Annotated in this window: 12 protein-coding genes; all 12 read left to right on the plus strand. The window is 42.8% G+C overall.

From position 1 onward, the window contains the following. The first annotated feature begins 38 nt into the window (after positions 1–38). The 12 genes from ACY8D0_RS03955 to ACY8D0_RS04010 all read left to right on the plus strand — a co-directional run bounded on the left by ACY8D0_RS03955 (position 39) and on the right by ACY8D0_RS04010 (position 13,324). A complete protein-coding gene (locus tag ACY8D0_RS03955) occupies positions 39–1,961 on the plus strand; it encodes a stage V sporulation protein D (RefSeq protein WP_462409183.1) in 1,923 nt (640 codons plus the stop codon). A 718-nt stretch (positions 1,962–2,679) separates the two neighbouring features. Beyond that, positions 2,680–4,140, plus strand: coding sequence for a UDP-N-acetylmuramoyl-L-alanyl-D-glutamate--2,6-diaminopimelate ligase (locus tag ACY8D0_RS03960; RefSeq protein WP_462409943.1), 1,461 nt, complete (start codon positions 2,680–2,682; stop codon positions 4,138–4,140). A 122-nt stretch (positions 4,141–4,262) separates the two neighbouring features. After that, complete coding sequence (locus tag ACY8D0_RS03965) at positions 4,263–4,592, plus strand: hypothetical protein (protein WP_462409184.1); 330 nt, start codon at positions 4,263–4,265, stop codon at positions 4,590–4,592. Between the two features lies 1 nt (position 4,593). Then, complete coding sequence (mraY, locus tag ACY8D0_RS03970) at positions 4,594–5,568, plus strand: phospho-N-acetylmuramoyl-pentapeptide-transferase (protein WP_462409185.1); 975 nt, start codon at positions 4,594–4,596, stop codon at positions 5,566–5,568. Then, positions 5,569–6,921 carry a UDP-N-acetylmuramoyl-L-alanine--D-glutamate ligase gene (gene murD / locus ACY8D0_RS03975; RefSeq protein WP_462409186.1) on the plus strand — a complete coding sequence of 451 codons (1,353 nt, stop codon included), beginning with the start codon at positions 5,569–5,571 and terminating at the stop codon, positions 6,919–6,921. A 230-nt stretch (positions 6,922–7,151) separates the two neighbouring features. After that, on the plus strand, positions 7,152–8,252 hold the full coding sequence (gene spoVE, locus ACY8D0_RS03980) for a stage V sporulation protein E (protein ID WP_462409187.1): 1,101 nt from the start codon (positions 7,152–7,154) through the stop codon (positions 8,250–8,252). 165 nt (positions 8,253–8,417) lie between these two features. Beyond that, a complete protein-coding gene (gene murG, locus ACY8D0_RS03985) occupies positions 8,418–9,521 on the plus strand; it encodes an undecaprenyldiphospho-muramoylpentapeptide beta-N-acetylglucosaminyltransferase (protein ID WP_462409188.1) in 1,104 nt (367 codons plus the stop codon). A 63-nt stretch (positions 9,522–9,584) separates the two neighbouring features. After that, positions 9,585–10,493: a UDP-N-acetylmuramate dehydrogenase gene (gene murB, locus ACY8D0_RS03990; protein ID WP_462409189.1), complete on the plus strand. Its 909-nt coding sequence runs from the start codon at positions 9,585–9,587 to the stop codon at positions 10,491–10,493. Positions 10,494–10,717: 224 nt separating this feature from the next. After that, positions 10,718–11,509 (plus strand): cell division protein FtsQ/DivIB, encoded by a 792-nt coding sequence (locus tag ACY8D0_RS03995; protein WP_462409190.1) that lies wholly within the window; start codon positions 10,718–10,720, stop codon positions 11,507–11,509. After that, positions 11,490–12,194 carry a DUF881 domain-containing protein gene (locus tag ACY8D0_RS04000; protein WP_462409191.1) on the plus strand — a complete coding sequence of 235 codons (705 nt, stop codon included), beginning with the start codon at positions 11,490–11,492 and terminating at the stop codon, positions 12,192–12,194. The genes ACY8D0_RS03995 and ACY8D0_RS04000 overlap by 20 nt, the downstream gene beginning before the upstream one ends. Positions 12,195–12,230: 36 nt before the next feature. Then, a complete protein-coding gene (locus ACY8D0_RS04005; protein ID WP_462409192.1) occupies positions 12,231–12,962 on the plus strand; it encodes a DUF881 domain-containing protein in 732 nt (243 codons plus the stop codon). After that, a complete protein-coding gene (locus ACY8D0_RS04010; RefSeq protein ID WP_462409193.1) occupies positions 12,962–13,324 on the plus strand; it encodes a small basic family protein in 363 nt (120 codons plus the stop codon). Before ACY8D0_RS04005 ends, ACY8D0_RS04010 begins: the two co-directional genes overlap by 1 nt. Positions 13,325–13,327: the final 3 nt, after the last annotated feature.

Raw genomic sequence — 13,327 nt, forward strand, 5'->3', positions numbered from 1 at the left:
ATATAAATGAACGATACTGTATGAGGAGGCGCTAAAGAGTGAAGCGTGTTTCAAATGTTACTGTCCGTAAACGGTTACTGACTGCACTTTTCGTTGGAATACTTATTTTTTTGATAATCGATGTTCGGCTTGGTTATGTACAATTTTACCTTGGGGATATGTTGACAGACCGCGCCAAAGACTCGTGGAGCCGAAATATACCGTTTGAACCGGAACGAGGGGAAATTGTCGACAGGAATGGAGTGCCGCTTGCGACAAATGTCAGTGCCCCCACAGTATGGGTAGTTCCGAGGCAAATAAAAGATCCGGCCACAACTGCCGAAAAGCTAGCCAGCGTTTTGAATATGACAAAAGAAAAAGCCTATCGGGACATTACCCAAAAAGAAAGGATTGTCAGAATTAAAGAGGGCAGAAAAATTTCCCATGAAAAAGCAAAAGAAATCAGGGCCCTTGGTCTGGATGGAGTTTATATTGGTGAAGATTCTAAAAGGTATTATCCATTTGGCAGCTATTTGTCCCATGTTCTTGGTTTTGCCGGAGTGGACAACCAAGGTTTAATGGGATTGGAGAAGTATTATGATAAAGAGTTAAACGGCGAACGGGGATCAGTTAAATTTTATGCCAATGCCAAAGGAGAAAGAATGAACGATATGGCCGATGACTATGAGCGGCCAGTTAATGGGTTGGATTTGAAATTAACAATAGACAGCAAGATCCAAACCATCGTGGAAAGAGAATTGGATATAGCGCAGGCAAAATATAATCCAGATGGAATTATTGCCATTGCCATGAATCCCAATAATGGGGAAATACTGGCCATGTCCAGCCGGCCTACTTTTGACCCTGATAACTTTCAGAATGTTTCTCAGGAGGTTTATAATCGAAATCTTCCCGTTTGGATGACCTATGAACCAGGTTCTACTTTTAAAATTATTACACTTGCCGCAGCGCTTGAGGAAGGGAAAGTGAACTTGGAGAAAGAGCGCTTCCATGATTCCGGTTCTGTTCAAGTGGCTGGAGCCAGATTAAAATGCTGGAAAAGAGGCGGCCATGGTGACGAAACCTTTTTAGAAGTTGTCCAAAACTCATGTAACCCAGGTTTTGTGGAACTGGGGCAGCGTGTTGGAAAAGAGAAATTGTTTCAATATATTAAGGACTTCGGATTTGGGCAAAAAACTGGGATTGACTTACAAGGAGAAGGAACAGGAATATTATTTAACTTGAGCCGGGTAGGTCCGGTTGAATTGGCGACTACCGCTTTTGGCCAGGGGGTTTCCGTTACTCCAATTCAACAGGTGGCAGCCGTGTCAGCAGCCGTTAATGGCGGTACCTTGTATAAACCCTATATTGCCAAGGAATTAATTGATCCTGTTACGAACGAAGTCGTGATGAGAAATACTCCTGTTGCCAAAAGGAGGGTGATTTCTGAAAAGACCTCAAAAGAGATCCGGAACGCACTTGAAAGTGTGGTTGCACAAGGTACAGGAGGAAAAGCATTTGTGGAATCTTACCGGGTAGGGGGAAAGACAGGGACAGCGCAAAAAGCCCAAGGCGGCCGTTACTTGGAAAATAATTATATCGTATCGTTTATTGGATTTGCTCCGGCGGACGATCCTCAAATTGTCGTGTATGTAGCAGTAGATAATCCTAAAGGGGTCACTGCATTCGGGGGTACTGTCAGCGCGCCAATCGTAGGGAATATCATAAAAGATGGTCTAAGCGCGATGGGAGTGGAACCTAGAAAAAATCAAATTGAAAAAGAAATAAAATGGCCGGAAACAGCCCCCATTACATTGCCTGATTTTGTTGGTATGACAAAGCTTGAACTAAACGAACAGCTATACAATTTAAGAATAGATGCAAGCGGAGAAGGGGATGTTGTCGTTAGCCAATCCCCGGCGCCTGGAACGAAAGTGAAGGAAGGATCCAAAATCCGGCTTTATTTTGGAAAAGGCGATTAGACCAGCCGCCCGCAAGCGGCAAGTCTTTTTAAAAAATAGCTCTGTAAAAGGATATTGTTGATTTTTATAACACTCTGTTGATTGGAGCGGAAGGCGCTCGACTCCTGTGGGAGTACGGGGCCGAGGAGGCTCCCCGGCACGCCCGCGGAAAGCGAGTGCCTGGAGTGGAAATCAACAGTCATGTTTAACAGAACCTGAAAAATAAAGAAATGATAAAAATATTGACTTTGAGAATTGTCCAGCACCACAAGAAAAGCTACGACAGCATTAACATCGCACGAAGATAAGCATTAGTTTTTTCAAGGAGCGCCCTAGCCGACGAGATGCCTTCGGTCTCCGCCCTACGATAAGTCAAGCTGGAATGCGACTTTCGGCTCTTCGTGTATCCTTTATCCTGTTCAACGCGCCCGTAAGAACCGTGAACTAACAAACAACGAGAAAAATACTCGCTGTTTGAAGTTTCACCTTATCTCAGTTGGAGCCCTCTACAAAGAAGGCTTCGGCAGCATTAGGCATCGCACGAACAAAAAGCGTTAGCTTTTTGGAGGAGGCCAAAGGGCCCTAACCAGGGAGCTTGCGCTTTTCTTAAAAAACAGCTAAGAAGTCAATAGCAAAAATATTTATTTTCATGTAAAATAAGGTGACACTTCGTCAGGTATCTGGCATAAGTCAATATTTGTAAAAAAGATGTATGGTCATGAGAGGATTTGAGATTAACATGAAGCTTAAACAGCTCCTAAAGTCATTGCATCCGTTAACTCCTTACTCGGGTTCAGACATTGAGATCACGTCAATTGAAAATGATAACCGGAAAGTCACACCCGGGAGCTTATTTATCTGTATTAAAGGCTACACAGTAGACGGCCATGATTTTGCTGAATCTGCCGTACAAAATGGTGCAGCCGCCATCCTTGCAGAGCGGCCGCTTGCACTAGAAGTGCCGGTCATAATTGTAAAAGACACGATGAGGGCAATGGCAGTCTTGGCGGATGCGTTTTATGGCCAGCCCACAAAAAAACTGCATCTGATAGGAATAACAGGTACAAATGGAAAAACCACCACCAGTCATATGATTGAAAAAATATTCTTTGATTATGGCCAAAAAACCGGTTTAATAGGTACTATGTATACAAAAATCGCCGGTAAAATAATGGAAACAAAAAATACGACCCCGGAGAGTTTGACGCTCCAGAAGACTTTTTATCAGATGGCAGAGGAGGGGGTACAAACAGCTGTGATGGAAGTATCCTCACATGCCCTTGACTTAGGAAGGGTACATGGATGTGATTATGACGTTGCGGTTTTTACCAACCTGACCCAAGACCATCTGGACTATCATAAAACCATGGAAGAATATCGGTGGGCAAAAAGCTTGTTGTTTTCCCAGCTGGGCAATACCTATGACACAAATCAGCCGAAATTTGCCGTGTTAAATGCCGATGACCCAGCTTCAGAAATGTTTAAAAAGGCTGCCGCGGCGCATGTGGTCACCTATGGGATTGACTCAAGTGCCGACATTCGTGCCATAAATATCAATATGACGGCATCAGGCACGCGTTTCGATATTGTGCAGGGCGGGGAAAAGCACCCGATTAAAATAAACCTTATTGGGAAATTCAGTATATATAACGTTTTGGCCAGCATTTCAGCTGCATTGGTTTCGGGGATTCCTATAAGGGAAATCATTCCTTCACTCGAAGGATTGGAAGGAGTCGCGGGGAGGTTTGAACTGGTTCAAGCGGGTCAGGAATTTACTGTCATCGTCGACTATGCCCATACACCTGACAGCCTTGAAAATGTTTTAAACACGGTTAGGCAATTCGCTAAGAAAAGAATTTTTACTGTCGTTGGCTGCGGCGGGGACAGAGATCGGACAAAACGGCCATTGATGGCCCAGATTGCCTGCCGCTTGTCTACTGATCCGATATTTACGTCGGATAATCCGAGAAGCGAAGACCCGATTGCGATTTTAAACGAGATGGAAGCCGGGGTTCAAGGAGAAACGTATCAAGTTATCCCTGACCGCAAAGAAGCGATCACATCGGCTGTAAATCAAGCGTCCGCCGGTGATGTGATATTAATTGCCGGAAAAGGGCATGAAACGTATCAAATAATTGGCCAAACGGTTCATGATTTTGATGACCGGCTTGTTGCCCGGAAGGCAATTGAGGAGAGATAAGCATGCTGTTATCAAGCAAAGATTTAATTAAAATTTTTCTTGACAGGCGAGGGGTCGAGGACGATATTTTATTCCAAACAGTGTGTGATACCGCTGCTGTCCCCCAGCGGAGAGGGCTATTTGTGCCGCTTAATGGGAAATCAGGTGAACTTTCCGAGGCGATTGCAAACGGAGCTGTTGCGGTAATTTGGGATAAAACAAAACCCCTTCCTCCATACACCCCTAATCATTTTCCTGTGTACTATACAGAGAATGTGGCGGTCGCGATAACAGACATTTTAAGAAATTATATTGAGAAAATAAATGGAGAAATTGAAAAGAATATGAGTATTACGAAATTTAAATTTTCAGACGAAAAACTTCTTAAAGAAAATAAACAAACATATGATATTGCTGTAATGCTTAATGCAATATCTAACGAACCGGAAAACAATATGGAAAGGAGGGGATAACATGCTGGAGCAAGTTATTTTTTTCACAATTATAATGGCGTTTTTAATTTCAGTTTTACTTTCTCCAATCTTTATCCCCTTCTTGCGAAGGTTGAAATTTGGACAAAGCATTAGGGAAGAAGGTCCTAAATCCCACCAAAAAAAATCGGGGACACCTACAATGGGCGGAATCATGATTTTATTTTCCATAGTCATTACCACCATGGTCATGACCGGGAAATTTTCTGAACCGACAGTGGAAACTTATCTTCTTCTCCTTGTGACGATTGGGTTTGGTTTGCTTGGATTTTTAGATGATTTTATCAAAGTGGCTTTGAAGCGAAATCTTGGGTTAACATCTAAACAAAAGTTACTGGGACAAATTATTATTTCGGTTATTTTTTATCTTGTTTATAAACAAAGTGGATTTCCTACACATATCAGCATCCCGTTTACAGACAATACCATCGAATTGGGATGGTTTTTCGTCCTGTTCATTGTTTTTTGGCTAGTTGGCTTTTCCAATGCGGTTAACTTGACGGATGGATTGGATGGTTTGGTATCCGGAACGGCGGCAATTGCCTTTGGGGCATTTGCTGTTTTGGCATGGAACCAATCGCAAATGGAAATTGCCATTTTTTCAGTAGCCATTGTCGGGGCTGTCTTGGGATTCTTGGTGTTTAATGCCCATCCTGCCAAAGTTTTTATGGGGGATACAGGTTCACTGGCACTGGGCGGTGCCATTGCTGCGATATCAATCTTGACTAAACTGGAAATACTTCTTATCATCATTGGCGGGGTTTTTGTCATTGAGACACTGTCCGTTATCCTTCAGGTGGCGTCGTTTAAAACAACAGGCAAGCGAATTTTTCGCATGAGTCCCCTGCACCATCATTACGAGCTTGCGGGCTGGTCTGAATGGCGGGTGGTTGTAACTTTTTGGAGTGTTGGTTTAATTTTTGCTATTCTAGGAATCTATATCGAGGTGTGGTTGTAATTGAAGCAGATAGATACGTACCGTCATAAAAAAATTTTAGTGCTGGGTTTGGCAAAAAGCGGAGTTACCGCGGCAGCCTTGCTGCATAAGCTTGGTGCTTTTGTTACGGTAAATGACCGGAAACCTTTTTCCGAAAATCCGGAGGCACAGGGGTTATTGGAGCAAGGGATTAAGGTTATTTGCGGAGAACATCCGGTAGAACTTTTGGATGAAGGATTTGAACTAATCGTAAAAAATCCAGGAATTCCTTATAACAACCCGATGATCGAAGGAGCAGTGGAACGGGATATACCCGTTATTACAGAGGTGGAGCTTGCCTATGAAATTTCAGAGGCACCCTTTATCGGAATTACAGGAACCAATGGAAAAACAACCACTACCACACTTGTCTATGAGATGCTAAATGCGGGTAAAAAATCCCCATTAATTGCCGGCAATATTGGAACGGTTGCATCTGGTGTGGCCCAAACCACGACAAAGGCCAATACAATTGTGATCGAATTATCGTCCTTCCAGCTGATGGGAATTAAATCGTTTAAGCCGAAAATCGCAATTATTACTAATATCTACGATGCCCATTTGGACTATCACGGGACTAAGGCCGAGTATATTAAAGCTAAGGCGAATATTACCAGGAATCAATCGGAAACAGACTATTTGATAGTCAATGCGGACCAACAAGAAACACTTAATATAGCCGCCAACTCCAAAGCCAAAATTGTTCCTTTCTCGACGAAGAAGGTTTTGCCAGAAGGTGCTTATATTTTAGATGGATGGATCTGGTTTCAACATGAACGGGTCATGCAAATTCAAAAAGTTGCATTGCCAGGGGTACATAACCTAGAAAATATTCTTTCAGCCATGGCCGCTGCCAAACTTTCTGGTGTGGAAAATCATGCTATTCAAGAAGTGCTTGAGACTTTCACGGGTGTTAAGCACCGGCTCCAATATGTGACCGAAATCAATGGCAGAAAGTTTTACAATGATTCAAAAGCGACTAATATACTGGCAGCAGAGACAGCTCTTAAGGCTTTTGACATTCCGGTCATTTTGCTTGCCGGGGGCTTGGACCGCGGGAATGAGTTTGATGAGTTGATTCCTGCGTTAGAAAATGTAAAGGCTCTGATTACCTTTGGTCAGACGGCTGCCAAGCTTGAGCGGGTTGCAGCGGAAGCAGGAATAAATGTGGTAAAGCGTGTCGATAATGTTGAAAAGGCCGTGCCGGCTGCCTTTGGTTTTTCTGAACCGGGTGACGTTATCTTGTTATCTCCTGCCTGCGCAAGCTGGGATCAGTATAAAAGTTTTGAAGTAAGGGGAGACATTTTTATCGAAGCCGTGCATAAGCTTAAGTAAGGGCTTGTCCAAGGAAAAGTGCAGGTGCCCTAAGGCAGTCGTATGGCCTGGAGTCCTCCAATCGGGATAAAGGAAACACGAAGAGCGAGCGCATTCGTGCTTCATTTATCGTAGGGCGGAGAGCAAAGGTGTCGCGTCGCTTGGGCACAGGAGCTGGACAATTATCGAAGTTTAGGATACGAGCTTCGGGTTAAAAGACGGCCCTAAAACTTGCAGTTGAGGTGTTTACGGTGCCGACAAAGAGAACGACTCCTGATTTTATTCTGATGATTGTAACATTTACACTTTTGGCAGTGGGCCTTATTATGGTTTATAGTGCAAGTGCGGTTTGGGCTGAATATAAATTTCAGGATTCCTTTTTCTTTGCCAAAAGGCAAACCTTATTTGCCGGAGTCGGGATTCTGGCAATGTTTTTTATCATGAACATTAATTACTGGACATGGAGAACATGGTCGAAGACCATTCTAATTGCCTGCTTTGTTTTATTGGTTTTAGTGTTAATCCCGGGCATTGGAAATGTTCGAAACGGGTCAAGAAGCTGGATCGGTGTAGGAGCTTTTTCGATTCAGCCCTCCGAGTTCATGAAGCTGGCGATGATTGCTTTCTTGGCCAAGTATCTCTCTGATCAGCAGAAGCATATTACCTCCTTTAAAAAAGGATTGGTCCCTTCATTGGGACTTGCGTTTGTCGCTTTTGCCATGATCATGCTTCAGCCGGACTTGGGTACGGGTACAGTCATGATGGGTACTTGTGTCGTCATGATCTTTATTGCCGGGGCAAGGGTGAGTCACTTTGTTTTCTTGGGCCTGTTAGGAGTAGCTGGTTTTGTCGGGCTGATCATTTCCGCCCCTTATCGGATTAAACGGATTACATCGTTTTTAGATCCGTGGTCCGATCCATTAGGAAGTGGGTTTCAAATCATTCAGTCCCTGTATGCCATTGGACCAGGCGGATTATTCGGTCTTGGGTTGGGTGAAAGCCGGCAAAAGTTTTTTTATCTGCCGGAGCCGCAGACCGATTTTATTTTTGCCATTTTGTCTGAAGAATTAGGGTTCATTGGCGGATCGTTTATCCTCTTGCTGTTCGCATTATTGCTATGGAGAGGAATTCGAATCGCGTTGGGTGCCCCTGACCTGTATGGCAGTTTTCTGGCGGTTGGGATTATTGCCATGGTGGCCATACAAGTGATGATTAATATTGGCGTTGTTACTGGGCTAATGCCCGTAACGGGGATTACCCTCCCGTTCCTAAGCTACGGGGGATCATCACTGACCCTCATGTTAATGGCCATAGGGGTGCTGCTTAACATAAGCCGCTATTCCAGATATTAATAGGCATACCCTGTGCAAAGCAGGGTTTTTTTGTTGAAAAAATCAGCCGGGAGCTTTATGATTATGGGCGGGTTTCATTACAATTCAATAACATTCTTTTTTCATTGGGTTTATTTCATGTGTTTTTATAGTAGAATGTGTTTAGAACTTTTCTGAGGTGAGAAGATGAAGATAGCAGTCTCAGGCGGAGGGACAGGGGGCCATATTTATCCCGCTCTTGCGCTTATAAGAGAAATACAAAAATACAATAAAGATGCCAAGTTTTTATACATAGGTACTAAAAATGGTTTGGAGAGTAAAATTGTCCCACGGGAGAACATCCCGTTTGAATCCATTTATATAACGGGATTCAAACGAAAGCTTTCATTTGAAAATGTCAAAACGGTCGTGCGGTTCCTGAAGGGAGTTCGGGACAGCAGGCGAATTCTCAAGGAGTTTCAGCCCGATGTTGTCATTGGAACGGGGGGGTATGTTTGCGGCCCGGTAGTATATGCGGCGTCCAAGCTCAAAATCCCAACGATTATACACGAGCAAAACAGTGTTCCGGGGCTCACAAATAAATTTTTAAGCCGCTATGTTAACAAAGTGGCCATCTGTTTTGAAGAAGCAAAGGAATACTTCCCCGAACAGAAGATTGTTTTTACAGGAAATCCGCGCGCTTCTGAGGTGGTAGGCAAGGATGGAATCAAGGGGCGCCTGTCTGTAGGGTTAAGCACCACAAAGCCAGCCGTGTTAATCTTTGGCGGCAGCCGTGGTGCCAGGCCAATCAATGAGGCGGTAGTGAAAGCATTGCCGGAATTAGCAGGTAAACCTTATCAAGTATTGTATGTTACAGGGGATGTTCACTTCGAGGACGTTAAAAAGGAAGTGGAATTAACAGGTAACCCTAAAAATGTGGTGATTAAACCCTTTATCCATAACATGCCTGAAGTCCTTGCCGGTGTTGATTTGGTTGTTTCAAGGGCTGGAGCTACTACACTTTCTGAGATCACTTCATTGGGGATTCCCAGCATTTTAATCCCCAGCCCATATGTCACCAATAACCACCAGGAGAAAAATGCCCGTTCACTGGGGGACCAGGGTGCAGCCGTGGTATTATTAGAAAAAGATTTATCCAGCAATAGCTTGATTAATCAGATGGATCGCATTTTATTAAACTCGGATACACTTACCGAAATGAAACAAAAATCGAAAACAATGGGTGTTCCTGATTCAGCTGGCAGACTATATAAGCTGATTGAAGAGGTACTGATTGAAAAACACAGGTAGCCCAACCCAAGTTATGAGCATAAACTAAAACTATACACAGGATTGAAAGTTGGGTGGTTAGGAATGGATAGGATCCTGAAAGAGTTGCAGGAGTTAAATATAGGTAAAGTAAAGCAAAATGAACCACTGAGTCAACATACCACAATTAAAATTGGCGGCCCGGCGGAAATTTTCGTTGAACCATCATCTGTAGAAAATTTAAAAAAAGTGATGGATGTCATTAATAAGTATCAGGCAAATTGGCGGGCAATCGGCAGGGGCTCGAATCTTTTGGTTTCCGATAAAGGAATCGACGGGGTTGTTATTAAGCTTGGTTCAGGTAACAACCACCTTGAAGTGTCCGATTCGGAAATTACTGTTGGCGGCGGGCATTCATTGGTTAGCCTATCCACACAGATCAGCAAAAGAGGGCTTTCTGGACTCGAGTTTGCCAGTGGTATTCCTGGATCGGTGGGCGGTGCTGTTTATATGAATGCTGGGGCACATGGCTCAGATATCAGTAAGATTCTGACAAAGGCCCATATTCTTTTCGAAGACGGCAGCATCGAGTGGCTTACGAATGAGGAAATGGAATTTTCGTACAGAACGTCGATTCTGCAGAAAAAACGTCCTGGGATTGTTGTGGAAGCGGTGTTTCAGCTTACTCTTGGCGACAGGGAAAGCATTGTAGCCCAAATGCAGAAAAATAAAGACTACCGAAAAGAGACCCAGCCGTGGAACTATCCATGTGCAGGCAGTATTTTCCGCAATCCACTCCCCAACTATGCCGGCAGGTTAATTGAACAGGCTGGTTTAAAAGGCTATAGCATTGGCGGGGCTAAGATTTCCGATATGCATGGGAACTTTATAGTCAACGCCGGTAATGCCACTGCAGAAGATGTGCTGGCTTTAATCACACATATTAAAGAGACTATTTATAATCTCTACCAGGTAACCATGGAAACAGAAGTGGAGATTATCGGGAGAAAGTAACCGATATTACCCATTTTTATCCTTAATTTCACAAAAGAATTTTCTTACGAATGACAAATATTGTGTTATAATTATCGATAATATTATAGTTGAAAATGTAGTGAAAGTATGAAAGACGGCATGATTTTTCATGCCGTTGTTTTCTCTTTATAGGCTGGACGAAAGGGGTTTAGGGACAAGCCTTATGGAAAATGGAGCAGCTGCTTTTATTTGGGGGAATTGGAATGGAGAAAAGTAAAATCGTTGCTCTTGAGGACCGTATACCGAAATTAAAGGAGCAGAGACGCAAGAAAGCAAACAAACGGCTTATCATTTTGCTGTTTTTATTTTTTGCCATGATTGCGGTCATTGCTTACACTCAATCACCGTTAAGCCATATAAAAAAGATTGCTGTAACGGGAAACCATGTTTATTCACAAGAGGAAGTCATTAATAAGTCCGGAATTTTAAAAGACACCAATATTTGGGAAGTAAAAGAAGCTGATGTTGCGGCCCAAATAGGCCGGCTATCCGAAGTTAAGAGCACACAAGTCCAACTCCGGCTTCCGAACACGGTCCAAATCAAGATTAAGGAATATAAACGGATTGCCTATTTGAAGCAAGAAAAGTTTTATTATCCTGTAATGGAAACTGGCAAAATTATTACAACGAAAAAGCTTGAGCAGGCTCCTGATAATGCACCGATACTGTATGATTTCAAAGAAGGGGCAGTCCTTAATGAAATGGTTAAGGAATTGGATGCTCTTCCGGCAAGCATTAACAATTCCATCTCGGAAATTCACCATACACCTAAAAAAACCGATCAATACCATATTTCCTTGTATATGAATGATGGTTTTGAAGTAAGTGCCACAATCAGGAGTTTTTCCGAAAAAATGATTCATTATCCTTCTATTATCAGTCAATTGGACCCCAATAAAAAAGGGATCATCGATTTGGAAGTCGGGTCTTATTTTAAGGCGTTTGAACCGGAAGTTGACGAAAAAGAGGTTGAAAATGATGAAGGTCAAGGGTAATCATGTGATTTTATCCTTAGTGTGCCTTGTCTTGGGAGTTATCTTGGCTTTTTCCTACCATTTGACGGACCTAAAAAATCAGCAGACCAAACGGGACTTGACGAACAGCCAATATCAAGAAACCCTATCATTAAGGAATGAATTGATCGCACTGGAGGAAACGAACCGGAAGCTGCAGAAGGAATTATACGAAAAACAAAATAAAGTACAAAAGAATGAAAAAGAACTGGCGAAAGAGACTGAGGACTTTACCAGCCTTGCCAATGATACTGAAAAATACCGCATGTTTTTAGGGAAGGTTAAGGTTAAAGGAAAAGGGGTAAAGATTACTCTAGCCGACGGGGCCTATAACCCTGCAGAAGGGAATATGAACAACTATCTTGTGCACGAACACCACGTATTTAAGGTGGTAAATGAACTTTACATATCCGGGGCAGCTGCCGTGGCCATAAATGGGCAAAGGCTGACAAGCCGTTCTTATATCGTGTGCAATGGACCGGTTATAACAGTAGATGGCGTGCCCCATCCTGCTCCATTTATCATAACCGCCATTGGGGACCCCGAAGTGCTGGCATCTTCGATTAACCTCTCGGGTGGGGTAAAGGACCAACTTGTTAATGACAATATTGTTTTTACCCTAGAAAAAGAAAATGAGATTTCGCTGAATCCCGTTTTAGGAAGTTAATGTCCACGTTATATTAGAATAAGGTCAGGTGGTATAGTGGACAAGCAAAAAGTAACCTTACGATTTACTTTGATAACGGTCCTTATAGGATTTATGATTGCCGTGCAATTTCAAACCGTAACAAAGCCGGAAGTGAGAGATACAAGAGATATCTGGCAGCTGCGGGAGGCATTGCTGAAAGAAAAAGAACAGCAATACGAGCTGTTGACAGAAATCCGGTCCAATGAAGAAAAACTAACAGCCTATGAATCTGAGCGAAAACAAAGCAAGGAGCAGGCGTTAAAGGATAGTTTTCAAGAATTAAAATCCGAGATAGGATTAACGGAAGTTACCGGTCCCGGAGTTATCCTTGAAATTGAACCTGTGATCGAGGATATCAAGCTTGGCTACACTCCCACATTAACCGTATCACCCGAGTTGTTGAAAAGGTTAGTGAATGAATTGAACATGTATGAAGCAGAGTCCATTTCCATTGACGGCCAAAGGGTTATTAATACAACCGTTATCCGAGATATCAACTCAGAAACCAAAATTGATGGTCACGTGATTAAGAGTCTTCCCATTGAAATTAAAGTAGTCGTGAAAGACCTTAATACGGCAGAGAAAATCTATAATCGGATGAACGTCTCGAAAGCGAAAGATGAATTTTTTACTGAAAGCCTAAGGCTTAATGTTACAAAACCATCTGCGGAGATTACCATTCCTGCTTACGAAAATCCAATTCGGGTCCGATATATGGAGCCGGTTAAGGAAGGAGGCGGTTCCTGATGTGGCTTCCTGTCGTAGGATTGATTGCGGGAATCGTGCTTGGACTGCTGACGGATATAAGAATACCTGAAGAATATTCCAATTATTTGTCGATTGCTGTCTTGGCTGCTTTCGACACATTATTTGGAGGGATTCGTGCCTATCTGCAAAATATTTATGACGAAAAAGTATTTGTATCAGGTTTCTTTTTTAATATCATTTTAGCTGCAAGTTTAGCTTTTCTCGGTGTCCATCTTGGTGTAGACTTGTATTTAGCAGCAGTTTTTGCATTTGGTGTCAGATTATTTCAGAATATTGCTGTAATTCGTCGAATTTTATTGACAAAATGGGCATCGAACAAAGAAAAATTAGAAAAAAGTTAAATT

Source organism: Neobacillus camarae, from assembly GCF_054950115.1.